Here is a 22,981-nt window from a genome sequence, read left to right as displayed (position 1 = left end):
AGGCGGTCATGCGCATCGGTGCCCCTCGGACGGCCGGCGCGGACCCGCGCCTGGTGGCCGTCACCCCCGCCGCCGTCCGCCGCCTCGCGGACCTGGGGCACGACGTCGTCGTGGAGCCCGGGGTCGGCGACGGCGCCCGGCTGCCCGCGCACGACTACGTCGCCGCGGGCGCCCGCGTGGCCGACCGCGCCGACGTGTGGGCGGCCGACGTCGTGGTCACGCTGCACCCGCCCGGGCCTGCGGAGCTCGGCCTGCTGCGCCCGGGCGCGGTCCTGGTGTCCCAGCTCGCGCCCGCGACGAGCCCCGGCCTGCTCGACGAGCTGGCCGCGCGCGGCGTGACGGCGCTCGCCCTCGACGCGGTGCCCCGGATCTCGCGCGCCCAGTCCCTCGACGTGCTCTCGGCGCTGTCGAACGTGGCGGGCTACCGCGCGGTGGTCGAGGCGGCCGAGGAGTTCGGCGGCATGTTCGCGGGTCAGGTGACCGCCGCGGGCAGCACGCCGCCGGCGCGCGTGTTCGTCATCGGCGCCGGCGTGGCCGGGCTCGCCGCGATCGGCACGGCCGTGAGCCTCGGCGCGGAGGCCCATGCCTTCGACGTGCGACCCGAGGCGGCCGAGCAGATCGAGTCCCTGGGCGCCCGCGTCGTGCGGGCGGACGACGCCGTGCAGCAGGTCAGCGCCGACGGGTACGCCAGCGCGCAGAGCGCCGACCAGGAGGCGGCCGCCCTGCGCGCGTACGCGGAGCAGTCCGCGCAGGCCGACGTCGTGGTCACGACCGCCCTCGTGCGCGGCGCCGCCCCCACGACGATCACCCGCGCGATGGTGGACGCGATGCGCCCCGGCTCGGTGGTGGTCGACCTCGCCGCGCCCGGCGGCGGCAACTGCGAGGCCACGGTGCCCGGGCAGCGGGTGGTCACGCCCCGCGGCGTCGTCGTCCTCGGGTACACCGACCTGGCCGCGCGCCTGCCGCAGCACAGCTCGCGGCTGCTGGGCACGGTGGTGGTCAACCTCCTCACCCTGCTCACGCCCGGCAAGGACGGGCGCCTCGCGCTCGACCTCGACGACGCGGTGGTCCGCGGCATGACCGTGACGCACGACGGCGCCGTGACCTGGCCGCCGCCGCCCGTCCAGGTGTCGGCCGCCCCGCCCCCGCCCGAGCCGGAGCCCGCTCCGGCCCCGGCCGTCGACCCCGCGGCCGAGCGCCGACGCCGCGCGATGCGGCGCACGGTGCTGGGCGCGCTCGGCGCCGTCGCGTTCGGCCTCCTGATCGCCGCATCCCCGCCCGACGCCGTCGGGCACCTCACCGTGTTCGCGCTCGCGGTGGTGGTGGGCTTCTACGTGATCTCGAACGTCACGCACGCCCTGCACACGCCGCTCATGGCCCAGACCAACGCGATCAGCGGCATCATCATGGTGGGCGCGCTGCTGCAGATCGGCGACGCGTCGCCCCTGGTCACGGCGCTCGCCGTCGTGGCCGCGGCGCTCGCGGGCGTCAACGTGTTCGGCGGCTTCCTCGTGACCCGGCGCATGCTCGGCATGTTCCGCCGGGACGCCCCCACGGACGGGGGCGCCTCGTGAGCGTGGAGTCGGTGGCGCAGGCCGCCTACGTGGTCGCCGGCCTGCTGTTCGTGCTGTCGCTGGCGGGCCTGTCCGCCCAGGAGACCGCCCGGCGGGGCACCGTGCTCGGCATGGTCGGCATGGGGCTCGCGATCGTCGCGACGATCGCGCTGGCCCTCGACCGCTCGGAGCGGCCGTGGCCGGTGACGGCCGGGCTGATCCTGCTGGTCCTCGTGGTAGGCGCCGCCGTGGGGTCGTGGCGGGCGCGCCGCGTCGAGATGACGCAGATGCCGGAGCTCATCGCGCTGCTGCACTCGTTCGTCGGGCTGTCCGCGGTGCTGGTGGGCTACGGGTCCTTCCTCGCGGCGCCCGCGGCGACGGGCGGCGACACGGTGCACCGCGTCGAGGTGTTCCTCGGCGTGCTCATCGGCGCGGTGACGTTCACGGGGTCCGTGGTGGCGTTCGGCAAGCTGTCGGGCCGGCTGGCGTCCGCGCCGCTCACCCTGCCCGGCCGGCACGCGCTCAACCTGCTGGCACTGGTGGCGTCCGCCGGGCTGCTCGCGTGGTTCCTCGTCGCGGACGACGCCGGGTCCGCGATCGTGCCGCTGCTGCTCATGACGCTCGTCGCGCTGGCGCTCGGCTGGCACCTGGTGGCCGCGATCGGCGGCGGCGACATGCCCGTCGTGGTGTCGATGCTCAACTCGTACTCCGGCTGGGCCGCGGCCGCCGCGGGCTTCACCCTCGGCAACGACCTGCTCATCGTCACCGGGGCGCTCGTCGGCGCGTCCGGCGCGATCCTCAGCTACCTCATGTGCCGCGCCATGAACCGGTCGTTCTGGTCCGTCGTCCTCGGCGGCTTCGGCGCCGGGGCGTCCGGCGGCACGACGGGCGGGGGCGGCACCGCGGAGGTGGGGGAGGTCCACGAGACGTCGCCGGACGAGGTGGCGGCGCTGCTCACCGCCGCGCGGTCGGTCGTCGTCGTGCCCGGCTACGGGATGGCGGTGGCGAAGGCGCAGCACCCCGTCGCGGACCTGGCCGAGCGGCTGCGGGCCCGCGGCGTGACGGTGCGGTTCGGCGTGCACCCGGTGGCCGGGCGCCTGCCCGGCCACATGAACGTGCTGCTGGCCGAGGCGCGCGTGCCGTACGACCTGGTGCTCGAGATGGACGAGGTGAACCGCGACCTGTCGGACACGGACGTCGTGCTCGTCATCGGCGCGAACGACACGGTGAACCCGGCCGCGCAGGACGACCCGTCCTCGCCCATCGCGGGGATGCCGGTGATCGAGGCGTGGCACGCGCGCGACGTCGTCGTCTTCAAGCGCTCGCTCGCCACGGGCTACGCGGGCGTGCAGAACCCGCTGTTCTTCCGCGACAACACCCGGATGCTCTTCGGCGACGCCAGGGAGCAGGTGGACAAGATCGTCCAGGCTCTCTGACGCCGCCGAGGAGGAGGTCGTTCGGGGGGATCGTCAGATCCGCGAGTCCGCCTGCGACTCGTAGACCGCCGCGTCGAGGACGCCGTCGGCGTGCAGCATCGAGGGCGAGTCGGGCACCGGGGTGGCGTCGATCGTGCTGGCGTCGGCGGGGACCCCGTCGAGGCTCGGCATGACCGAGGCGAGCTCGGGGCGCCACTTGGTGAACCGGAACGGGAAGCACCGCTCCAGCAGGTCCACCATCGCGGAGGCCGCCGTCGACGCGCCCGGCGAGGCGCCGAGCAGGCCGGCGATGGAGCCCTCGGCGCCGGTGACGATCTCGGTGCCGAACTGCAGCACGCCCTTGCCGTCGGCGTCGCGCTTGATGACCTGCACGCGCTGGCCGGCGGTGATCTTCTCCCAGTCCTTGGGGTGCGCGGTGGGCATGAACTGCTGCAGCGCCTGGAACTTGGTCTCGGGCGCCGCCACGAGCTGGCCGACGAGGTACTGGGTGAGGTCGAGGTTCTTCAGGCCGGCGCCGAGCATCGACGTGACGTTGTTGGCCCGCAGGGAGGTGATCAGGCCCAGGTACTTGCCCTTCTTGAGGTACTTGGGGCTGAACCCGGCGTAGGGGCCGAACATGAGGTACGTCTTGCCGTCGACCACGCGGGTGTCCAGGTGCGGCACGGACATCGGCGGGGCGCCGACGTCGGCCTTGCCGTAGACCTTGGCCTGGTGCTGCGCGACGAGCTCCGGGTCGGAGGTGCGCAGGAACTCGCCCGAGATGGGGAAGCCGCCGAAGCCCTTGATCTCCGGGATGCCGGCCGACTGGAGCAGGGGGAGCGCGCCGCCGCCCGCGCCGACGAAGACGAACTTCGCCGTGACGGTGCTGGTGCGCCGGCTGGCGTTCCAGGAGCGGTCCTTGACGCGCAGGCGCCAGCGGCCGTCCTTCGTGCGCTTGAGGCTCTTCACCTCGTGCTGCAGCTTGAGCTCGGCGCCGTTCGCGACGAGGCCGTCGACGAGCTGGCGGGTGAGGTTGCCGAAGTCGACGTCGGTGCCCGAGGTCGCGCGGGTGGCGGCGATCGGCTCGTCGGCGTCGCGGTCGGTGGTCAGCAGCGGTGCCCAGCGGCCGATGGCCGCGCGGTCGGTGCTGTACTCGAGGTCGCGGAACAGCGGGTGCACGCGCAGCGTCTCGTAGCGGCGGCGCAGGTAGTCCACGTTCTTCTCGCCGCGCACGAACGTCATGTGCGGGGTGTGGCTGAGGAACGAGTCGTCCTTGATCCGGCCGGTGGCCAGGAGGTGCTGCCACAGCTCGCGCGAGATCTCGAACTGCTCGTTGATCGCCACCGCCTTGGTGATGTCGATCGAGCCGTCCTTGCGCTCGGGCGTGTAGTTGAGCTCGCAGAGCGCGGCGTGCCCCGTGCCCGCGTTGTTCCACGGGTTCGAGGACTCCTGCGCCACGTCGTCCAGGCGCTCGTAGATCCGGATGGACCACGACGGCTCGAGCTGCTGGAGCAGCGTGCCGAGCGTGGCGCTCATGATTCCGCCGCCGATGAGGACGACGTCGACGTCGGCCCCCGTGGGGGCCCCAGCAGTCGTAGCACTCGAAGTCACCGGGCCACCATACGCCGCGCGTGAAAACTGTCACAAAGAATGAGAGCAACCTCACACGGCGCCCTGACCTGCAGTGATGTGCGTCACACCGGGCCGCGACCGGCCTGCAGGTCAGGGCTTCGGGGCCGGCGACGAGGGCCACGGGCCGAGCTCGGGAAGGGGCACGGCCGCGCCGTCGCGGGTGGCCGAGACGGGGCCCGACGGCGTGCGGCCCGCGAGCCAGGCGGCCACGTCCCGCCGGTCGCCGACGAGCTCGAGGCCCGCCCCGCCGTCCGGCAGCCGCACGGCGAGGAACTCGTCCAGGTGGGCGCAGAACGCGTCGTCCCAGGAGGCGTACCCGAGTGCGGTGCCGTGCTCGGTGGCGAGGCCCGCGGTCGCGTCGACGGCGTGGATCCGCGCCTCACGCCACCAGGCGAGCAGGGCGTCCGCGAGCACCCCGTCGCGGTACGCCACGGGCGCGCCCCAGAGGGCGTCGTTCGCGTCCGGCCACGCGGCGGCGAGCCGGGCCCGCGTCGTCTCCAGCGCCGCGAGGTGCTCGGCGGCGGTGCGCCTGGCGCCCGCCTCGATGGCGGCGTCCCGGCCGGCGCGGCCGCCGTCGTAGGGCTCGACCTTCTCGCCGCGCGCGGCGTACTCGGCCTGGCGGGCGAGCGCGGCGCCCACGTTCGCCACGTGCGACAGCACGTGCCCGCGGGTCCAGCCGTCCAGGGGCGACGGCGCCGCCCCCGCGTCGTCCGGCAGCGTGCGCACGACGTCGATCAGCGCGGCGAGCGCGGCGTCGGCGTCGGCCAGCGCGTGGGTGAGGGTGGGGTCAGGGATCGTCACGGCCACAACAGCTCCTTGGTCCAGGTGGGGGCGTTCTCGGTGGTGGTGCCGGTCGTGCGGTAGCGGAGGCGGGACTGGCCCTTGTCGTCGCTCGCCGCCCAGAACTCGACGGTGGCGGGGGCCAGCACCCAGGCGGTCCATGCAGGGGCGACGGCGTCGGGGTGCTCGCGCGCCTCGTCGAGGCGACCGGCGAAGGCGTCCCGGTACTCCTGGGGGGATGCCAGCGGCTCGCTCTGGTGGCCGACGAGGCCCGCCGCGCGCGACCCCTCGGGCCGGGCGCGGAAGTCCGCCGCTCCGGCCTCCGGGCCTGCCGAGCGGGCGCGGCCCGTGACCCGGACCTGGCGGCCCAGGTCGCGCCAGAAGACGGTGAGCGCCGCGTGCGGGTTGGCGGCCAGGTCGCGGCCCTTGGGGCTGGACGCGTGCCCGGCGAACCACCAGCCCGCCTCGGTCACGTCCTTGATCACCAGCGTGCGGGCGTGCACGTGGCCCTCGCCGTCGGCCGTCGAGAGGATCGCCGCGTGCGGGGCGCCGACGCCGGCGGCCAACGCGTCGTCGAACCAGCTTCCGAACAGCTCCTGGGGCGCGGCGGGCGCCGTGGCGAGGTCGTCGAGATCGACGCCGAACGGGGGCAGGCCGGGCGGGAACGTCGGCAGGGCGCGCAGGCGCTCGCGGAAGGTCATGCGGTCTCCTTCGTGCTGGCGGGGGTGAGGATCGCGACGAACCCGCGCACGGCGGCCCGCATCGCGTCCGGGTCGCCGGTCGCGCGGGCCAGCACGTAGCCGCCCTGCACGATCGCGACGGCGGCGTGTGCGCGGTCGCGGGCGTCGTCGTCGGGCAGGCCCGCCTCGCGCAGGGTCGCGGCGACGGCGTCGAGCAGGCGGACGAAGTAGGCGGTGACGACGTCGTGGAGGCCGTCGTCGTCCATGACGGCCTGGTCGCTGGTGAGCCGGCCGATCTTGCAGCCGGCGAGGGCGTCGCGGGGCCGCTCGACGTAGGCGACGACCCGGTCGAGGGCCGGCGTGGCGCCCTCGAGGTCGCGCCGCGCCGCGGCGAGCGCGTTCTCGACCGTCGCGCCGACCGCGGCCGCCGCGAGGTCGTGCTTGGTGGGGAAGTGGTGGTAGAGGCTGCCCTGCCCCACCCCGCTGGCGGCCAGCACCTGGCGCGGGCTGGTGGCCCCCACGCCCTGCGCGGCGAACATCTCCTGCGCGGCGGCCACGAGCCGGGCGCGCGCGTCGGTCGGCGTGCTCATGGCGTCACCATACCTACCTCTAGGTATGGTGACCAGCCCCGCCGCCCGTCGCCCCGCCGCGGCGGGCAGATGGGGGGCGGGCAGCGAGAGTCGGGTCAGAAGTAGTCGCGCACGTGCACCTGGCGGCCGCCCCAGAGGGCGTCCCAGACGGCGTCGTGCGCGTCGGGGCCGCTCAGCCCGCCCGCGAGCCGCACGTTCGCGGCCGACTGCGCTCCGGCCCACGACTGGGCCAGTCCTCCGGACGTGAACGTCGGACGGTCGCCCGGGACGGCGTCGGCGTCGGGCAGCACGCGGACCGCGCCGTCGGCGGCCTCCAGGGTCCACGCGCCCTCGAGGTCGGGCGTGCGGGGGTCGGCCACGGCGAACGGCACGCGGGCCGTCAACGGAGCCACGCGGCCCGCGCCCAGCGCGCCCGGGACGTCGAGCAGGCGCAGCATGTACGGCCGCGGCGCGGACGTGGCCGCGTGGTCGGGCAGCACGAGGCGCGAGGGGTCGAGGCCCGACCACCCGCCGGAGGTGCAGACCCGCACCGACCCGATGACCGCGGAGAACGAGCCGAGCACCCGCCACAGCGCGCGGGCGGCGTCCGGCGTGAGGGCGACGAGGTCGTCGACCTCGATCGCGGTGGTGCGGTCGTAGCCCTGGCCGCGCGACCAGCTCGCGAAGCCGAGCACCTCCTCGGCCTCGCCGCCGCCCCGCACCGCCAGCGTGACGCCGGTGTACTCGGCGTCCGGGCCGGCCAGGTCGTCGGCCTCCATCGCGAACGGCTCCTCCGCCCTCGACAGGGGCCCGTTCTGCGCGGACGCCCACGCCTCGTACACGCGCCGGACGGCGGGCACGTCGTCGGCGGTGGCGCGGCGTGCGCGCACGCCGGCGGCCGGCGGGGGGACCGCGGCGAGCGCCGCCATCGGCACGTCGACCTCCTCGAACGCGCCGATCACCTCGTAGCCCAGCCCGCGGTAGATCCCCGCGGAGGACGGGTAGAGGGTGGAGACGACGTCACCCAGCGCGCGGGCCTCCGCGAGGGCGGCCGTCATCAGCGGGCGCACGAGGCCGGAGCCGCGCTGCTCGGCCGCGACGGTGACCCCGGCGAAGCCGGCCGTCGGGAGCCTGGTCCCGTGGAACCACGACGTGAACGAGCGCACGCCCAGGCCCGCGACGACCTCGCCGTCGTCGGTCGCGACCCACGGCCGGATGTTCGGCAGCGGCCACGAGGCGGGATCCGGGTCCGGGAGCGGGGTCTCCGGCACGCCGAAGGCCTCCGCCCCGAGGCGCCGTGACGCGGGGACGTCGGCGATGGTCGTACGCCGGAACTCTCTGGTGTCGCTGCTCACGGCGGCGACGCTAGCGTGGCGCGACCGGCGCGTCACCGGTATTGCGCCGTACCGTGAACCGGTGAGCCCGTCCTCGGTGCCAGACGCGCCCGTGCCCGACGCGACGCAGGCCCGGCTGCGTGCCCGGGTGCTGGTGGTCGCGATCCTCGCGTCGTTCGTGTCGTTCCTCGACGGCACCGTGGTGAACGTGGCGCTGCCCGCCATCGGGGACGAGCTGGGCGGGGCCGGCGCGGCGCGGCTCAGCCTCCAGCAGTGGGTGGTGGACGGCTACCTGGTCACCCTCGGCTCGTTGATCCTGCTCGCGGGCTCGCTGTCGGACCTCTACGGGCGGCGGCGCGTGCTGGTCGCCGGGCTGGTGGGCTTCGCGGCGGCCTCCGTGCTGTGCGCCCTCGCGCCGACCGGGCCGGTGCTCGTCGGCGCCCGGCTGCTGCAGGGCGTGGCGGGCGCGCTGCTGGTGCCGAGCTCGCTGGCGCTGATCATCTCGACCTTCGACGGCGAGTCGCAGGGCCGCGCCATCGGGCGCTGGACGGCATGGACGGGGACGGCGATGATCGTCGGCCCGTTCGTGGGCGGCGGCCTGGTCGACCTGCTGTCGTGGCGGTGGGTGTTCTGGATCAACCTGCCGGTGGTGGTCGTGACGCTCGTGCTGCTGCGCCCCGTCCCGGAGGTGCACCAGACCACCGGGCGCCGGCTCGACGTGCCGGGCGCGCTGCTCGCCGCCACCGGCCTCGCGGCCGGCGTGTACGGGCTGATCGAGCGGGTCTGGCCCGCCGCCGGTCTCGGCGTCGTGCTGCTCGTGGCGTTCGTCGTCTACGAGCGGCGGGCGCGCGACCCGATGATGCCGCCGCGGCTGTTCGCCGCGCGGAACTTCGCGTGGGGCAACGCCGCCACGTTCGCCGTCTACGGCGCGCTGTCGCTGGGAGGCTTCGTGCTGGGCCTGTTCCTGCAGCAGGTTGCCGGCTACTCGGCCACGGCGGCGGGGGTGGCGCAGCTGCCCTCCACGCTCGCGATGCTGGCGCTGTCCACGCGGTTCGGCACTCTCGCGGCCCGGTACGGGGCGCGGTGGTTCATGACGGTGGGCCCGATGGTCGCGGGCGCCGGGTACCTGCTGCTGCTCGCCATCGACGAGGACGCCGCCTACGTGACGCAGGTGCTGCCGGGGCTGCTGGTGTTCGGCCTGGGCCTGTCGATCACGGTCGCGCCGCTCACCGCCGCGATCCTCGGCGCCGCGCCGCCCGCGGACGCCGGCATCGCCTCGGCCGTCAACAACGCCGTCTCACGCGTCGCCGGGCTGCTGACGGTCGCGTTCGCCGGCGTGATCCTCGGCGAGGTGCTCGACGTCGCGTCGTTCCACCGGGCGCTGGTCGTCACGGCGGGGCTGCTGGTCCTCGGCGGCCTGGTGAGCATGGTGGGCATCCGCGACGTGCGCCGGCCCGCCCCCGATGTCACAGGGGCAGCTTGAACCCCTCGTGCGACTGCGCGTACCCGAGCGACCGGTAGAACCGGTGCGCGTCGGGACGCTGCTTGTCCGACGTGAGCTGGGCGAGCACGCAGCCGCGCTCGCGGCCGCGCTCGTGCGCGTGCTCCATGAGCAGCCGGCCCAGACCCTGGCCGCGCAGCGATGCGTCGACGCGCACCGCCTCGACCAGCAGCCGGGTGGCGCCGTTGCGTGAGATGCCGGGCACGAACGTCAGCTGCATGACGCCGACCACCGCGCCGTCCAGCTCCGCGACGACCAGCTCGTCGTTGGGGCTGGCCTCGATCGCCTCGAACCCGGCGACGTGCGCCGGGCCGTACGAGCCGGTGCGGGCGGCGGCGACGGCGTCGTCGGCGATGAGCTCGACGACCCGCGGCAGGTCGTCGCGGGTGGCGGTACGGAAGGTGACGCGTGTGGTGGGGGAGCCGGCGGCGGGGGAGTCGGGCACGCCCGGACGGTAGCAGGCACCGCTACCCTCGCCGTGTGGCAGAGCACAAGCACGGGACCCAGCAGGCGGGCGAGCGCGAGGTCCGTGCGGACGTGGCGCTCTGTCGGCCCGACGGGCGTCTGAACCCGGAGGCCGTGGGGTGGTCGCGCGGGCCCCTGCACGACACGTCCAGCGTCGGGCGCGGCCTGCGCGGGCGCGGGCGGAACAAGCGGTGGGAGTACTGGGCCGTCGTGACGCCCGATCACGTCGTCGCGCTCACGACGTCGGCGCTCGACTACGCCGCCCTGCACCAGGTGTGGGTGTGGGACCGCGCCTCCGGGGCCGAGGTCGACGCCGTCGCGATCGCGCCGCTGAACCGCTCGGCCACGCTGCCCGGGCGGCTCGGCGATGGCCCCGTCCGGTCGCGCACGCGCGCCGTCGCGATCGCGGTGGACGAGGAGCCCGGCGGCACGCGCCTGCGGGCCCGGACGGCCCGCGTCGACCTCGACGTGACCGTCGCCCGCCCGGCGGGCCGGGAGCTGCTCGGGGTGGTGGTGCCCTGGTCTCAGCGGCGGTTCCAGTACACGGCGAAGGACGTCGGGCGGCCGGCCGCCGGCCGGCTCACCGTGGACGGCCTCGAGCGTGCGTTGCCGGAAGGGTCGTGGGCCGTGCTGGACCACGGGCGGGGGCGGTGGCCGTACCGCGCCGCGTGGCAGTGGGGCGTGGGCCTCGGCCGCGGGGTCGACGCCGCCGGCGCCGAGCACGAGGTGGCGCTGCAGCTCGGCGGCACCTGGACCCGGCCCGGCCCGACCACCGAGAACGGCGTCTTCGTCGACGGACTCCTCCACAAGATCCACGATGAGCTCGACTGGACCTTCGACACGGCCGCGTACACCCAGCCGTGGCGCGTGCGCGGCGAGCGGCTGGACCTCACCTTCGCTCCCGTCCACGACCGCGTGAGCCGCACCCAACTCGGCCTCGTCGCGTCGTCCACCCACCAGTGCTTCGGCACCTGGTCGGGCTGGGTCGTCGCCGACGACGGCACGCGTGTCGACGTCGACCGGCTCGACGGCTGGGCGGAGGACGTCGCGCAGCGCTGGTGAGCCGAACCGCTCGGACCCCTGCTCGGAGCTGCTGCTCGGAGCTGCTGCTCGGACCTGCTGCTCGGGTTGGCCGCCCGGGTCGGACGCTTGGGTCGGACGCTCAGGTCGGACGCTCAGGTCAGAACGGCGGGATGTCCGGCCGCACGTCGTGGGGGTCGTGGAGGTCGTGGGCGTCGTGGTCCGGCGGCTCGATCTCGTGGCCCCGCGGCAGCGTGCGGTGTCGTGTGGTGTCGATGGGCTCGGGCGTGGTGGTGTGGCGGCGTCCGGTGGGGGAGGTCCATTCGAGGGTGCCGCCCCAGTCGGGTGGTTGCTGGTGCGGGCCGGTGCCGGGGGCTGTGTTCACCTGTTTGACCTGCCATGTCGTCTGATGTTTCAGGACGTGGTGTCGGCGGCAGAGTGCGGCGAGGTTGGTGGCGTTGGTGGTGCCGCCGGTGGCCCAGGGGGTGGTGTGGTCGAGGTCGGACTGGGTGGCGGGGTGGGTGCAGCCGGGGAAGCGGCAGGTGGTGTCGCGGTGGCGGATGAGGTTCTTGAGGTCGGCGGGGGTGGTGTAGGTGGTGCGGCCGACGGACAGGACGGTGCCGGTCTCGGGGTGGGTCAGGATCCGCCGCAGGGTGGGGGCGAGGGCGGTGAGGTGTTGGGCGGTGTCGGGGTCGATGGGGATGTGCCCGTTCATCGTGGCCGGAACATCCGTGATGCCGAGCAGCGTCAGGACCGGGACGGTGACGGTGACCTGGGGGCGGATCGAGCGCGCCAGGGTTGCCAGGGTGGCCCGCTCGTGCTCGTGCTCGTGCGCGACCTGTGAGTCCGGGTCGTCGTAGGTGTCCGTCTCGGCGCTGCCCGTCTCAGGGGTGCGCGTGTCAGGGGTGCGCGTCGCGGAGGTGCTGGTCTTGATGGTGCTTGTCTCGAGGGTGCCGTCGTCCAGCAGGAGGGCGGTGAGGGTGTCGGCGCGGGCTTGGGCGAGGGTGCGGCCACTGCCCATGCCGCGTGCGCTGCCCGTGCTGCCTGCGCCGCTTGTGCCACCGGCTCGGCCGGCGTCGCTGCTGGTGGCATTGTTGGTGATGAGGTGGCGGGCGGTGCGGGTGAGGCGGTCGTAGGCGGCGTGCGCGAGGGGTGCGGGGAGGTGGGCGACGAGCCAGGCCATGCCGTCGTGGTCGTCGTCGAGGAAGACGGTGCGGTGTTGGGCGGCCTCGTGGTGGCGGACGTCGAGCGGGGTGGGGTGGGCGGTCTCGCGGGCTCGGCGGGCGCGGCGGGCGACCTGGGTGGGCGTGCAGGTGACCGTGCCCGTGGTGGTGCCGGGGGCGTCGTCGGGCTTGATCACGGCTGTCAGGACGGCGTGCTCGACGTGTGCGGCGGCACTGGGATCGAGGTCGGCGACGTGCTTGGTGATGGCGGTGGCGTGCGCCCAGGACAGGCGGCCCTGGTGCAGGGCGGCCAGGGTCGCGGGGGCCTTGACGGTCAAGGTCACGGCGTGGTCGACCAGCGTGCCGGTGGCGTGCTCGCCCTGGTGCAGGGTGGTGGCGATCTCGGTGGTGACGGCGCGTCTGGCGAGCTCGAGGCGGCGGGCGGAGGGTGCCCGGCGGGCGGTCGGGTCGGCGGGGTCCAGGAGGTCGGACTCCAGGGCCTCGGCCAGACCGGCGGCGCGGGCGAGGAGGACCGCGCGGTGGGCGTGCAGGGTAGCGATCTCGGCGTCGTTCTCGGCGAGCTCGTCGAGCACCCGGTCCAGGTCGGCCAACGAGGGCTGCTTCGAGGAGGCAGGGTGCTGCGGCTCAGTGCCGGGCCCGCCCCTGCCAGATCGTCCTTCTTCCTCGAGCAGCTCGCTGATCGACGGGGTCCACGACCGTGGCATCGCGGCGAGCCGCTCCGCCGCCGCGTTCAGGCTCACCGGCACGTTCGCGCGACCCGCAGGCGTGCCGGCGGAGGTGCCGGTCGCGGAGTCGGGGAGCGTCGTCGTCATGCCCTCAGCCTAGCGACGTTCGAACACCTGTTCTAGACCTTCCCGGCAATCTGTGGACAACCGATCAGGCCGGTCAGCGGACGCGGTCGGCGCCGCCCGCGGCGACGTAGGCCGCCACGACGGACGAGGGCTTGCGCGCGGCCTGGTCCCGGAGGCAGGCGCTGAACAGGTCGCGGAAGTCGAGCCGCGGCCATCGCGCCTCGAGGTCGTCGCGGAACGCCGCGGGCCAGTGTTCGAGGCCGCGGCCGCTGACGTCGGCGCCGGTCGACCGGGCGAGCAGGTACCCCTCCGGGCGCTCGTGGGGCGGCACCTCGTCGTCGTCGAGCATGTGGTCGACGACGGCGCGCGCGGTGCGGTCGCGGCGCTCCGGGGCCCAGCCGGCGCCGGCGGTGACCGCCCAGGCCACGTTGCCGCCGGCCACCTCGAAGGGTGCGGCGTGCGCGTCGAAACCGGGCGTGAGGCCGGTGTCGTGCAGCAGGCCCGCGACGGCGAGCACCTCGTCGTCGACGGGGAGCTCCAGCCGGAGTCCGAGGTCGGCCGCCAGCAGGGTGGAGCGGACGGCGTGGTGGACCAGCGCAGCGGGCGAGGAGCGGACGAGGACCTCGAACGCGGCGCGGACGGGCACGGTGGCAGGCAGGCCGTCCGGTAGCGGGAGGGCGCTCGGTGCCTCGGGGGTCATGCCGCCGGAGGCTAGCGCGGGCGACGGCCGGCACGTCTTCTGCCACGCGCGGAAGGCCCCGGCGCCGGGCGACGGCGTGCGCCAGGGTGGGTCCATGAAGCTCCTGGTGCTGGGTGGGTCCGTGTTCCTCTCGAAGGCGGTCGCGGCGGACGCCGTGGCGCGCGGCCACGAGGTGGTGGCCGCCAACCGCGGTCGCTCGGGCCCGGTCCCGGAGGGCGTGCGGCACGTGCTGCTCGACCGGGCGGAGCCGTTCCCCGCCGTGCTCGCGGACGAGGGCTTCGACGCCGTCGTCGACGTGTCGCGGACGCCGTCGCACGTGCGCCGCGCCGTGGCCGCGCTGCCCGCCGCGCACTGGGTGTTCGTCTCGACCGTGAACGTCTATGCCGACGACTCCGACCCCGGCGGCCCGGGCGTGGGCACGCTGCGCGAGCCCGAGACCCGCGACGTCGACCCGGCATCAAGCCCCGAGGCGTACGGCGCGATGAAGGTGGCCTGCGAGGAGGCGGTCCGCGCGGGCGCGGCGGGGGCCGCCGTCGTGCGTCCCGGCCTGATCGTCGGCCCCGACGACACCAGCGGGCGGTTCGCCTACTGGCCGGCGCGGATGGGGCGCGTGCTCGAGGGCGCCGCCGACGTGCTCGCGCCCGGCGACCCGTCGGACGCCGTGCAGGTGATCGACGTGCGCGACCTCGCGGCGTGGGTCGTCGACCTCGCCGAGCGTCGCACGACGGGAGTGTTCGACGCCGTCGGCCCGGTGACGCCGATCGGCGACCTGCTCGCGGCGGTGGCCCGCGGCGTGGGTGCCGAGCCGCGCTGGGTGTGGGCGGACGGCGCGCGGCTCGAGGCGGCCGACGTGCGCCCGTGGTCGGGGGAGCGGTCGCTCCCGCTCTGGCTGCCGCGGCCGGAGTACGACGGGATGCCGGCGCACGACGCCGCCCCGGCGGTCGCCGCCGGCCTGACCCCGCGGCCGGTGGAGGAGACCGCCCGCGACACGCTCGCGTGGCTGCGTGCCGCACCCGGCGCCGCGGTCACCGGGCTCACCGCCGCGGAGGAGTCCGAGGTTCTGGAGAGGCTACGGCCGGCCGGCTCATGACGGCCCGGCCCAAGATGCTGACGCCACAGGTGTAGTGCGTCACTTTCGGCCTGGAACGGGCCCTGGGTGCCCACGGTCGGGCTTACGGTCGAAGGGTCAGCGCCCCTTCCCTCACGAGGGCGACGGGGCGGTCGTTCGTCCCGTCCGGGCCGTCGTCGTGCACTCCGCGCCCCGCCCGCCGGGGCGTGGTGCGAAGGAGTACGGACATGGCGACAGGCGGTAGCTTCCACGGACGGGTCGCGCTCGTGACGGGCGGCGGGTCCGGCATCGGCGAGGCGGTGAGCAAGGAGCTGGCGGCGCACGGCGCGAAGGTCGTGGTGACCGACATCCGCCTCGACGCGGCGCAGCGTGTCGCCGACGAGATCACGGCCGCCGGGGGCGAGGCTGCGGCGTTCGAGGCGAACACCGCCGTGAAGGAGGACTCGGCCCGTGCGGTCGAGTTCGCGAAGTCGACCTTCGGCGGGCTGAACTACGCGGTGAACAACGCGGGCATCGGGGGCAAGCAGGCCCCGGCCGGCGACACCGACCTCGACGACTGGGACCGCGTGATCGGTATCAACCTCAACGGGGTGCTGTACGGCATGCGTGCGCAGATACCGGCGATGCTCGAGCAGGGCGCCGCGCAGAGCGCCATCGTCAACATGGCGTCCATCCACGGCACGGTGGCCGCCATCGGCAGCGGCGCGTACACCGCGGCCAAGCACGGCGTCGTCGGCGTGACGAAGAACGCCGCCGCCGAGTACGGGCCGCAGGGCCTGCGCATCAACGCCGTCGGCCCGGCGTACATCAAGACGCCGCTGGTCGAGTCGAGCCTCCCGGCCGAGGCGCGCGAGGCGCTCGTCGCCAAGCACCCGCTCGGCCGCCTCGGCGAGCCCGAGGAGGTCGCGCGCGTCGTGCGCTTCCTGTTGTCCGACGACGCGTCGTTCGTCACCGGCGCGTACTGGCTGATCGACGGCGGCTACACCGCCGTCTGACCCGGCACCCGCCCCCCGCCGACCAGGCAGCTGCCACCGGAATGGCGCCGATCCTCGGCCCATACCGGTGGCAGCTGCCTGGTCGGCGTCGGGTCAGTGTGCGGCGAGCCCGGCAGCCAGCTCGTCGACGAGGTCGAACCCCTCCTGCAGGCCGCCCTCCATGCCCGACTCGACGATGGCGTCGCGCACCTCGCGGCTCGGGGCGCGCGTGACCAGCGTGAGCGTGGTGGCGCCGTCGTCCTCGACGAACGAGTAGGTGTTCAGCGTGGCCGCGGCGTCGCCGTCGGGCATGCCCTCGAACACCTCCGTGTGCGCGAGTCGCTCGGCGGGGACGATCTCGGTGAACTCGCCGTGGAACGCGACCTCGAACCCGCCGTCGGCCTGCATGGCGTAGCGGTACGCGCCGCCGACGCGCAGGTCGATCTCGACGCTCGTCACCGTGCCGCGGCGCCCGGCCCACCAGCGGGCCACGAGGTCGGGCTCGGCGAAGACGCGCCAGACGGTGGCGGCCGGCGCGGCGAAGCGGCGCACGACCTGGATGTCGGTGTCGTTCGGCAACGTCAGGACGGCGGTGCCGGTGGTGGTGCTGGTCATGATCGTTCTCCTGGGGTCTCCGGTGTGCCTTCCAGGGTGTCGAGCAGCCCGTCGACGAGCTCGAACCGCTCCTCCCACAGCCGCTCGTACCGGCCGACCCACGCATGGATCTCCTGCAGGGGCCGGCTGTCGACGCGGTAGAGGCGACGACGGCCGTCGTCGCGGACCTCGACCAGCCCGACCTCCCGCAGCACCCTCAGGTGCTTGGAGACCACCGGCTGGGCGACGTGGAGCAGCTCGACGAGCTCGCCGACGCTGCGCTCCTGCTGCGCGAGCGCGTCGAGGATCTCGCGGCGCCGGGGCTCGGCCACCGCGTTGAACGCGTCCGTCGTCGTCGCTGCGCGTGCCACCCTCTCAATGTATGCCTATATCGGAATGTGTCAAGAGGTCGGGTTGCAGCGCGCCGCCATGGTCGCGACGAGGCCGACGTCGGGCCGCCACGGCTCGAGGTTCCAGGTGGCCTTGTCGGGCGCGCCGATCGCGTGGCACTCGAGCTGGTCGTGCATCGTCGACGTGTCGACCTCCGGGTCGTCGGCGACGAGCTCCGCCCACACGAGGTCGACGCCCGCCTGCCCGGCGTCGCGCGCCCAGGCGGTCGCGTCCACGGCCAGGGAGCGCCCGCCCTCCCGGTCGCCCCAGTCGGCCGAGCGCACACCCGCCGTGCCGAGGACGGTGGTCGCGCCCGCCGCGTCCTCAGCGTCCTCGGCCACCTCGGCGTCGGACGCGGCGGTGGCGCGCACCTCGAGGTGCGTGTCGTCGACCGCGACCAACCGCGCGCCCCGCGGTGCCGAGAGCCCGCCGACCGCGGTCCCGCCGTCGCGGACGACGACGCTGCCGTCCGGGCGGGACGCGAGCGTGCCGCCCGAGGTGAGGGCGATCCGCGGCGGGCCGGCGTCGTCGTCGCCGAGCGCCGCCGCCGCGAACGTCACCGCCGCCGTGCTCGCGTCGTCGTCGCGCTCGACCGTGACGCGCGGGTCGTCGTCCGACGCTCCTGGCACGGTGACCTCCAGGGTCACGTCGCCGGCCGCGACCTCGACGCGCACCTCGTGTGCGGGTGTCGGCGTCCGGCTCGCCGTGGCGGAGGTGGCAGTCGCGTCGGCGGGCGCCGGCGCCGCCGGCGTGCAGGCGGCGAGCGGCAGCAGCAGGGCGAGCGTGAGGGCGGCGCGCGACGGGCGGGGGTGCACCCGCACAGTCTCCGTCACGTCCGCGGGGCGGGCAGACCCGGTCGAGCAGACGGGCCTGGTCAAATAGGTGAGGGTCGCCTAACCTTACCTCCGTGAGCACCCGCACCCTGTCGAAGCCGGTCGACCCGCACGTCCTGGTGGCCGAGGTCGTGACGACCAAGCGCATCGGCCCGCACCTGCAGCGCGTCACGCTCGGCATCGAGGACATCGAGCACCTGACGCTCGTCGGCCACGACCAGTGGTTCCGGCTGTTCCTGCCGCGCCCGGGCCAGGACTCGCTGACGCTCCCCACGCGCACCTCCAACCTCGGCTGGTACGCGCAGTACCTCGCGACGCCGCGCTCGCGCCGGCCCCTGGTGCGCAACTACACGATCCGGGCGGCGCGCCCCGAGCTGCGCGAGATCGACGTCGACTTCGTCCTGCACGGCCACGACGGCCACGACGGCCACGACGCACACGTCGGCGACGAGCCGCTCGGGCCGGGCGCCGGGTTCGCCCTGTCCGCGCAGTCCGGCGACCGCGTCGGCCTCCTCGACCAGGGGGCCTACCACCGGCCCGCCGCGGAGTGCGCGTGGCGGCTCCTCGTCGCCGACGAGAGCGGACTGCCCGCCGTCGCCGGCATCTGCGAGTCCCTGCCCGACGACGCCCGCGGCGTCGCCGTCGTCGAGGTGCCCACCGCCGACGACCGTCAGGACTTCCGCGTGCCGGGCGGGGTCGACCTACGTTGGGTGGAGCGTGATCGCGCCGCCGCCGACGACCCGGCGCTCGGCGAGGTCCCCGGCCGCGCCGCGCTCGCCTTCGTCCGTGGGGAGCAGCTCCCCGCCGGCGACGGGTACGCGCTGGTCGCGGGGGAGCAGGCGCTCGCCGCGGGCGTGCGCCGCCACCTGGTGAACGAGCGGCGCTGGCCCAAGGGTCAGGTCGACTTCGTCGGGTACTGGCGGCACGGCAAGGCGTCGCCCAGCTGACCCGCCCGGCCGACGGATGCCGGTCATTCCACGACGACGACCTCGTGCGGCGAGGTGTTGAGCCGCACACCGGCGTCGGGCGCGTCGGCCAGGCCGGTCACGCCCGCGGGGAAGGCGACGACGATGTCCTCGATCCGCACCCCGAACTCGCCGGGCAGGTAGATCCCCGGCTCCACGGAGAAGCACATCCCCGCCTCGATCGGGGTCTCCTCGCCCTCCACCATGTACGGCGGCTCGTGCGTCGTCAGGCCGATGCCGTGGCCGGTGCGGTGCACGAAGTACTCGCCGAACCCGGCGTCCGCGATGACGCCGCGCGACGCGCGGTCCACGTCCTGGCAGGCGGCGCCCGGCCGGACGGCGTCGACCCCGGCCTGCTGGGCGGCGCGCACGACGTCGTGCACCTCCTGCTCGCGGGCGGTGAGCGGCCCGACGTGCACGGTGCGCGTGGTGTCCGAGCCGTACCCGTCCGCCAGCCCGCCGAAGTCCATGACGACCATGTCGCCCTCGCGGATCACCCGGTCGCCGGCCTCGTGGTGCGGGTCGGCGCCGTTCTCCCCGGCGCACACGAGCGTGAAGTCCACCTGCTCGTGGCCGTGGGCGCGCAGCAGCGCGTCGAGGTCGTCGGACACCTCGCGCTCGGCGCGCCCCGCGAACCGGCGGCGCACGATCTCGTCGAAGACGGCGTCCGCGCCCGCGCCCGCCGCGGCCAGGCGGGCGACCTCCTCGGGCGACTTCGCGGCGCGCAGCATCGGCAGGGAGCTCGTGACGGCCGCGTACGACGACGCGGGCAGCGCGCGCTGCAGGCCGAGCACGTGCAGCGCCCACGCAGCGTCGCTGATCGCGTACCGGCCGTCCGGGCGCAGGAGCCGGCCGGCGACGGCGTGCTCGTCCTCGCCGTCGGACCACGCCACGGCCTCGATGCCGCCGACCGCGCCGACCTCGAGGTCGTGCGCCTCGAGCTTCGGCACGACGGCGACGGCGTCGGACCCGTCGGCGGGGATGGCCAGCAGCGTGAGCCGCTCGGTGTCCGCGGACGGCGTGTAGCCGAGGAAGTAGCGCAGGTCGGGGCCCGGGGTGACGAGCACCCCGGCGAGGCCGGCGGCGGCGGCCTGCGCGGCGGCCCGGCGGCGGCGGTCGGCGTACACGGCGGGGGAGAAGGGCGTCATGTGCCCAGCGTGCCGCCCGGCGCCCCGCCCCGCACGCGGCTCGCCGGCCCGCCCGGGCCCGCGACCACCCGTCAGACGCGCACGACGATCTTCCCGCGGCCGTGCCGCGACTCGCTGGCGCGGTGCGCGTCGGCGGTGTCGGCGAGGTCGAAGACCTGGCCCACCTCCACCGAGACCTTGCCGGCGTCGATCAGGGCGCCGAGCGCCTCGAGGTCGGTGCTGGACGGGCGCACCCACACGTAGTGCCCGCCGTGCTCGGTGCGGGCCGCGGCGTCCACGATCGAGGTGATCGTGCCGCCGTCGGCCAGCACCTGTGCGCTCGTGGCGACGGCGTCGCCGCCGGCGTAGTCGAGGGCGACGTCGACGCCGCCCGGGGCGAGGGTGCGCACGCGCTCTGCCAGGCCGTCCCCGTAGGTCACGGGCTCGACGCCGAGGCCGCGCAGGAAGTCGTGGTTGGCCTCGCTCGCCGTGCCGATCACGCGGGCGCCGAGGCTGCGCGCGATCTGCACCGCGAAGGAACCGACGCCGCCGGCCGCGGCATGCACCAGGACGGTCTGGCCCTCGCGGACGCCGGAGCGCAGCACGGACTGGTAGGCGGTGAGGCCGGCGAGCGGGACCGCGGCGGCCTCCTCGAAGCTCAGCGACGCGGGCTTGCGCGCCAGGGTGCGCACGGGAGCGGCCACGAGCTCGGCGAACGTCCCGGCGTGCACCCAGTCCTTGCGGACGTAGCCGTAGACCTCGTCGCCCACCTCGTACTCCGGGGTGTCGAGGCCGACCTGCTCCACCACGCCCGCGACGTCCCAGCCCGGGATCACCGGGAACTGGGTGTCCATCAGGCCCTCGAGATGGCCCTGGCGCACCACCCAGTCCACGGGGTTGACGGACGCGGCCCGCACGCGCACGAGCACGGCGTCCGCGCCGGGGTGGGGGTCGGGCTGCTCGGTGAGCTCGAGGACGTCGGCGCCGCCGAAGCGGGAGTAGGTGATGGCTCGCATGGTGCGCACAACACGGGCCGGGCCGCGGGGCTTCCCGCGGGCCCGGCCCGTCCGGTGTGACGTCGGCGTCAGCCCATCGTGTTGACGATGAGCCCGATGTGGGTGAAGAAGTTCATCGCGCCGAACAGCAGGAACGCGAGGCCGGCGAGGCCCCAGGCCCAGCCGACGACGACGCGCAGGCCGCGGCCGGCGCCGTCGCGCAGCGCGAGGGGGAAGAGGATCGCGCCGAGGCCGACCAGGGCGATGAGGCCGGACATGAAGATCGCCTCGACCAGCGGGTAGGCAGCGAAGGCGCCCGAGATCGGCTCCTGCGGCGGGGCGGCGAAGAGCTGGTAGGTGACGCCGGCGATCGCGATGGCGACGAGGCCCAGGCCCATGCCGAGCACGAAGACCGAGACCGGACGGGCGACGGCGCGCAGGTGGTCGGTGGCGTCCTCGCGGGCCAGGGCCTCCTTGCCGCGCGTCCAGAGGTAGAACGCGGCGGCGAGCAGGAGCACGCCGAACGCGAGGCTCGTCTCGCCGAAGATGATGTTGTCGAACGGGAAGCCGCCTGCCGCCAGGGGCCACGTGAGCGTCATGTGCAGCCCGGTGGCCGTGAGGATCAGGCCCAGCACGCCGAAGGCGAGCGCCCACCCCTCGGCCACGACCTTCTTCGGCGAGCGCAGCAGCTCGCGCCCGAGCCACACGAGCAGCAGCAGCCCGGCGCCCACGGCGACGGACATCACGGTGTTGTAGGTGGGCATCTGCGCCCAGTCGATCACGAGGCCTTCCGTGGCCATGTCGGTTCATCTCCTCGGTTCGTGCCGCCGGCGGCGGGTCTGTCGATCGCGAGAACCATACGTGCGTATGAATAATTCCTGCGCCGCGGCGGCAGCCCGCCTACGATGGGCGACGTGACGGAGAGCGACCGGCCGCGCCGGCGGCGCATGGTCCAGGACCGCGGCGCCGACAAGCAGCGGCGGATGGTCGAGGCGGCCGCGGTGCTCCTCATCGACGAGGGGTTCGGCGCCGTCACGCACCGCCGGGTCGCCGAGGCGGCGGGCCTGCCGCAGGGCTCGGCGTCCTACTACTTCCCGAGCAGCGCCGCCCTCGTCGCCGCGGCCGTCGAGGCGGCGGAGGAGCTGCGCGGCGCGTCCGCGCAGGCCGCGGCGGAGGCGCTGCCGCACCGCCGGCGCTCCGCGGCCACGACGGCGCGGCTGCTCGTCGAGGTCCTGTACGCCCCGCACGTCGACGACACGGTCGTGGCCCGGCGGCTCGACCCGATGATGACGGCGATGCGCGACCCCGCCCTGCAGCCGATCATGCGGCGCTCGCGGCCCCGGCTGCTCGCCGCCGCCCGCACCGTGCTGGCGGCCTCCGGCTTCGAGGCGGCGTGCGCCGACCCGCGCGACGTCGACCTCGTGGCGCACGTCGTCGACGCGGCGCTGCTCACGGCCGCCTCCGCCGGCACGGACGGGGTGCTGGACCGCGCGACCGCCACCGTCGCGCGGCTGCTCGAGCGCTGGCGCTGACTCCGGACCCGTTCGGGCCGGTCGCGGGCGCCGGCGTCAGCCCGCGAGGCGGAACCGGGCGCGGTACTGCGCGGGCGTGGTGTCGAGGCGGCGCCGGAACGCCCGGGTCAGGGTGTCGGTCGTGCCGAACCCGCAGGTGGCGGCGACGCGCTCCAGGGTGTCGTCGGTGGTCTCGAGGCGCTGGCGGGCCGCCTCGACGCGGACGGACTCGACGTAGGCCGCGGGCGTGGTGCCCAGCTCGGTCTTGAACAGCCGGGTCAGCTGCCGCTCGCTGACGTGCGCCTGCTCGGCGAGCTCGGCGACCGTGAGCGGCGCGGCGACGTTCTGCAGGACGTGGTGGCGCAGGTCGTCCACGCGGCGGGTGGTCGCGCGCGGGTCGGTCGCGACGGAGAACTGGCTCTGCCCGCCGGGCCGCTTGAGATACATCACGAGCTGGCGGGCCACGCGCATCGCGACCTCCTGGCCGTGGTCGTCGGCCACCAGCGCCAGGGTGAGGTCCAGGCACGCCGTGAGCCCGGCCCCGGTCCACACGTCGCCGTCGCGCACGAAGATCGGGTCGACGTCGACCCGGACGCCCGGGTGCTCGGCCGCGAGCTGCTGCGCGGTGGACCAGTGCGTGGTGACGCGGCGGCCCTCCAGCAGACCCGCCTCGGCGAGCACGTGCGCACCGACGCACACCGACGTCACGCGGCGCGCGCCGTCGGCCAGCGCCCGCACACGCGGCACCAGCGCGGGGTCGACGACGGCCCGCACGTGCCGGGGGGCGGCCCCCCGGGAAAGGGCCAAAAAAACAAAGAGGGGGAACCACCACCCAGCAAAAGCGTCTAAGGGGGGGGTCGGAAATACACCGAAACCCCACTCCATTTACACAAAGGCCA

Annotated in this window: 22 protein-coding genes and 1 pseudogene; 8 read left to right on the top strand and 15 right to left on the bottom strand. The window is 75.1% G+C overall.

The genetic code is table 11. The annotated features are described in order from the left end of the window. Nucleotides 1-8 precede the first annotated feature (8 nt). Together ACWF41_RS18115 and pntB are read left to right on the top strand one after the other, a co-directional pair. Nucleotides 9-1,574 carry a Re/Si-specific NAD(P)(+) transhydrogenase subunit alpha gene (locus ACWF41_RS18115; protein ID WP_380314800.1) on the top strand — a complete coding sequence of 522 codons (1,566 nt, stop codon included), beginning with the start codon at nucleotides 9-11 and terminating at the stop codon, nucleotides 1,572-1,574. After that, on the top strand, nucleotides 1,571-2,989 hold the full coding sequence (gene pntB, locus ACWF41_RS18110; protein WP_380314797.1) for a Re/Si-specific NAD(P)(+) transhydrogenase subunit beta: 1,419 nt from the start codon (nucleotides 1,571-1,573) through the stop codon (nucleotides 2,987-2,989). Before ACWF41_RS18115 ends, pntB begins: the two co-directional genes overlap by 4 nt. 33 nt (nucleotides 2,990-3,022) lie before the next feature. On the opposite strand, the pseudogene mqo reads toward pntB, so the two are convergent. The 5 genes and pseudogenes from mqo to ACWF41_RS18085 form a co-directional block, all read right to left on the bottom strand. Next, nucleotides 3,023-4,585, bottom strand: a pseudogene (gene mqo, locus ACWF41_RS18105) (malate dehydrogenase (quinone)); the annotation flags it as partial. 105 nt (nucleotides 4,586-4,690) lie between these two features. Then, nucleotides 4,691-5,401 (bottom strand): maleylpyruvate isomerase family mycothiol-dependent enzyme, encoded by a 711-nt coding sequence (locus ACWF41_RS18100; RefSeq protein WP_380314794.1) that lies wholly within the window; start codon nucleotides 5,399-5,401, stop codon nucleotides 4,691-4,693. Further along, on the bottom strand, nucleotides 5,398-6,081 hold the full coding sequence (locus ACWF41_RS18095) for a pyridoxine/pyridoxamine 5'-phosphate oxidase (RefSeq protein ID WP_380314791.1): 684 nt from the start codon (nucleotides 6,079-6,081) through the stop codon (nucleotides 5,398-5,400). The genes ACWF41_RS18100 and ACWF41_RS18095 overlap by 4 nt, the downstream gene beginning before the upstream one ends. Next, nucleotides 6,078-6,650: a TetR/AcrR family transcriptional regulator gene (locus tag ACWF41_RS18090; RefSeq protein ID WP_380314788.1), complete on the bottom strand. Its 573-nt coding sequence runs from the start codon at nucleotides 6,648-6,650 to the stop codon at nucleotides 6,078-6,080. The genes ACWF41_RS18095 and ACWF41_RS18090 overlap by 4 nt, the downstream gene beginning before the upstream one ends. Nucleotides 6,651-6,745: 95 nt before the next feature. Next, nucleotides 6,746-7,984: a GNAT family N-acetyltransferase gene (locus ACWF41_RS18085; protein ID WP_380314784.1), complete on the bottom strand. Its 1,239-nt coding sequence runs from the start codon at nucleotides 7,982-7,984 to the stop codon at nucleotides 6,746-6,748. A 61-nt stretch (nucleotides 7,985-8,045) separates the two neighbouring features. Here ACWF41_RS18085 and ACWF41_RS18080 point away from each other — a divergent pair, with 61 nt between their 5' ends. Then, entirely contained in the window at nucleotides 8,046-9,446 is a 1,401-nt protein-coding gene (locus tag ACWF41_RS18080; RefSeq protein ID WP_380314781.1) for an MFS transporter, read from the top strand. Here the strand turns inward: ACWF41_RS18080 and ACWF41_RS18075 are convergent. Then, nucleotides 9,430-9,909, bottom strand: coding sequence for a GNAT family N-acetyltransferase (locus ACWF41_RS18075; RefSeq protein WP_380314778.1), 480 nt, complete (start codon nucleotides 9,907-9,909; stop codon nucleotides 9,430-9,432). The two genes, ACWF41_RS18080 and ACWF41_RS18075, sit on opposite strands and share 17 nt — an antisense overlap. 35 nt (nucleotides 9,910-9,944) lie before the next feature. On the opposite strand from ACWF41_RS18075, the gene ACWF41_RS18070 reads away from it, so the two are divergent. Beyond that, nucleotides 9,945-10,991, top strand: a complete 1,047-nt coding sequence (locus ACWF41_RS18070; protein WP_380314775.1) for a DUF2804 domain-containing protein — start codon at nucleotides 9,945-9,947, stop codon at nucleotides 10,989-10,991. Between the two features lie 118 nt (nucleotides 10,992-11,109). Here the strand turns inward: ACWF41_RS18070 and ACWF41_RS18065 are convergent, their stop codons facing one another. Both ACWF41_RS18065 and ACWF41_RS18060 read right to left on the bottom strand, forming a co-directional pair. Continuing rightward, entirely contained in the window at nucleotides 11,110-12,945 is a 1,836-nt protein-coding gene (locus tag ACWF41_RS18065; RefSeq protein ID WP_380314772.1) for an HNH endonuclease signature motif containing protein, read from the bottom strand. A gap of 73 nt (nucleotides 12,946-13,018) precedes the next feature. After that, the gene (locus tag ACWF41_RS18060; protein ID WP_380314769.1) at nucleotides 13,019-13,624 is read right to left on the bottom strand and encodes an HD domain-containing protein; all 606 of its coding nucleotides are present in this window, start codon (nucleotides 13,622-13,624) and stop codon (nucleotides 13,019-13,021) included. Nucleotides 13,625-13,718: 94 nt separating this feature from the next. Here ACWF41_RS18060 and ACWF41_RS18055 point away from each other — a divergent pair, with 94 nt between their 5' ends. Both ACWF41_RS18055 and ACWF41_RS18050 read left to right on the top strand, forming a co-directional pair. Then, entirely contained in the window at nucleotides 13,719-14,714 is a 996-nt protein-coding gene (locus tag ACWF41_RS18055) for an NAD-dependent epimerase/dehydratase family protein (RefSeq protein WP_380314766.1), read from the top strand. A 206-nt stretch (nucleotides 14,715-14,920) separates the two neighbouring features. Next, a complete protein-coding gene (locus ACWF41_RS18050) occupies nucleotides 14,921-15,688 on the top strand; it encodes an SDR family NAD(P)-dependent oxidoreductase (protein ID WP_380314763.1) in 768 nt (255 codons plus the stop codon). A 93-nt stretch (nucleotides 15,689-15,781) separates the two neighbouring features. Here ACWF41_RS18050 and ACWF41_RS18045 read toward each other — a convergent pair whose 3' ends face one another. From ACWF41_RS18045 to ACWF41_RS18035, 3 genes are read right to left on the bottom strand one after another with little or no spacing between them, the layout of a single operon-like run. Continuing rightward, the gene (locus tag ACWF41_RS18045) at nucleotides 15,782-16,282 is read right to left on the bottom strand and encodes an SRPBCC family protein (protein ID WP_380314760.1); all 501 of its coding nucleotides are present in this window, start codon (nucleotides 16,280-16,282) and stop codon (nucleotides 15,782-15,784) included. Then, nucleotides 16,279-16,632, bottom strand: a complete 354-nt coding sequence (locus ACWF41_RS18040) for an ArsR/SmtB family transcription factor (protein ID WP_380314757.1) — start codon at nucleotides 16,630-16,632, stop codon at nucleotides 16,279-16,281. Before ACWF41_RS18040 ends, ACWF41_RS18045 begins: the two co-directional genes overlap by 4 nt. A 30-nt stretch (nucleotides 16,633-16,662) precedes the next feature. After that, nucleotides 16,663-17,466, bottom strand: coding sequence for a DUF2599 domain-containing protein (locus tag ACWF41_RS18035; RefSeq protein ID WP_380314754.1), 804 nt, complete (start codon nucleotides 17,464-17,466; stop codon nucleotides 16,663-16,665). A gap of 92 nt (nucleotides 17,467-17,558) precedes the next feature. Here ACWF41_RS18035 and ACWF41_RS18030 point away from each other — a divergent pair, with 92 nt between their 5' ends. After that, nucleotides 17,559-18,431: a siderophore-interacting protein gene (locus ACWF41_RS18030; RefSeq protein ID WP_380314752.1), complete on the top strand. Its 873-nt coding sequence runs from the start codon at nucleotides 17,559-17,561 to the stop codon at nucleotides 18,429-18,431. 23 nt (nucleotides 18,432-18,454) lie between these two features. On the opposite strand, the gene ACWF41_RS18025 is transcribed toward ACWF41_RS18030, so the two are convergent. The 3 genes from ACWF41_RS18025 to ACWF41_RS18015 form a co-directional block, all read right to left on the bottom strand. Then, a complete protein-coding gene (locus ACWF41_RS18025; protein ID WP_380314749.1) occupies nucleotides 18,455-19,597 on the bottom strand; it encodes a M24 family metallopeptidase in 1,143 nt (380 codons plus the stop codon). A 71-nt stretch (nucleotides 19,598-19,668) separates the two neighbouring features. Then, nucleotides 19,669-20,592 (bottom strand): NADP-dependent oxidoreductase, encoded by a 924-nt coding sequence (locus ACWF41_RS18020; RefSeq protein ID WP_380314746.1) that lies wholly within the window; start codon nucleotides 20,590-20,592, stop codon nucleotides 19,669-19,671. 68 nt (nucleotides 20,593-20,660) lie between these two features. Then, nucleotides 20,661-21,371, bottom strand: coding sequence for a DUF981 domain-containing protein (locus ACWF41_RS18015; RefSeq protein ID WP_380314743.1), 711 nt, complete (start codon nucleotides 21,369-21,371; stop codon nucleotides 20,661-20,663). A 114-nt stretch (nucleotides 21,372-21,485) separates the two neighbouring features. Between ACWF41_RS18015 and ACWF41_RS18010 the strand changes: the two genes are divergently transcribed. Beyond that, a complete protein-coding gene (locus tag ACWF41_RS18010; RefSeq protein WP_380314740.1) occupies nucleotides 21,486-22,103 on the top strand; it encodes a TetR/AcrR family transcriptional regulator in 618 nt (205 codons plus the stop codon). Nucleotides 22,104-22,139: 36 nt separating this feature from the next. Here ACWF41_RS18010 and ACWF41_RS18005 read toward each other — a convergent pair whose 3' ends face one another. After that, nucleotides 22,140-22,889, bottom strand: coding sequence for a GlxA family transcriptional regulator (locus tag ACWF41_RS18005; protein ID WP_452182982.1), 750 nt, complete (start codon nucleotides 22,887-22,889; stop codon nucleotides 22,140-22,142). Nucleotides 22,890-22,981: the final 92 nt, after the last annotated feature.

This window comes from Isoptericola sp. NPDC055063, from assembly GCF_053608125.1.
Note: the sequence above shows the minus strand (reverse complement) of the source record. Positions and strands in the feature narration are given on the sequence as shown.

Bases quoted from the DNA above. Each gene is read 5' to 3' on its own strand.
- ACWF41_RS18095 (WP_380314791.1), bottom strand. From the start codon at position 6,081: ATGACCTTCCGCGAGCGCCTGCGCGCCCTGCCGACGTTCCCGCCCGGC.
- ACWF41_RS18025 (WP_380314749.1), bottom strand. From the start codon at position 19,597: ATGACGCCCTTCTCCCCCGCCGTGTACGCCGACCGCCGCCGCCGGGCC.
- ACWF41_RS18050 (WP_380314763.1), top strand. From the start codon at position 14,921: ATGGCGACAGGCGGTAGCTTCCACGGACGGGTCGCGCTCGTGACGGGC.
- ACWF41_RS18015 (WP_380314743.1), bottom strand. From the start codon at position 21,371: ATGGCCACGGAAGGCCTCGTGATCGACTGGGCGCAGATGCCCACCTAC.
- ACWF41_RS18060 (WP_380314769.1), bottom strand. From the start codon at position 13,624: ATGACCCCCGAGGCACCGAGCGCCCTCCCGCTACCGGACGGCCTGCCT.
- ACWF41_RS18065 (WP_380314772.1), bottom strand. From the start codon at position 12,945: ATGACGACGACGCTCCCCGACTCCGCGACCGGCACCTCCGCCGGCACG.
- ACWF41_RS18055 (WP_380314766.1), top strand. From the start codon at position 13,719: ATGAAGCTCCTGGTGCTGGGTGGGTCCGTGTTCCTCTCGAAGGCGGTC.
- ACWF41_RS18020 (WP_380314746.1), bottom strand. From the start codon at position 20,592: ATGCGAGCCATCACCTACTCCCGCTTCGGCGGCGCCGACGTCCTCGAG.
- ACWF41_RS18115 (WP_380314800.1), top strand. From the start codon at position 9: ATGCGCATCGGTGCCCCTCGGACGGCCGGCGCGGACCCGCGCCTGGTG.
- ACWF41_RS18090 (WP_380314788.1), bottom strand. From the start codon at position 6,650: ATGAGCACGCCGACCGACGCGCGCGCCCGGCTCGTGGCCGCCGCGCAG.
- ACWF41_RS18045 (WP_380314760.1), bottom strand. From the start codon at position 16,282: ATGACCAGCACCACCACCGGCACCGCCGTCCTGACGTTGCCGAACGAC.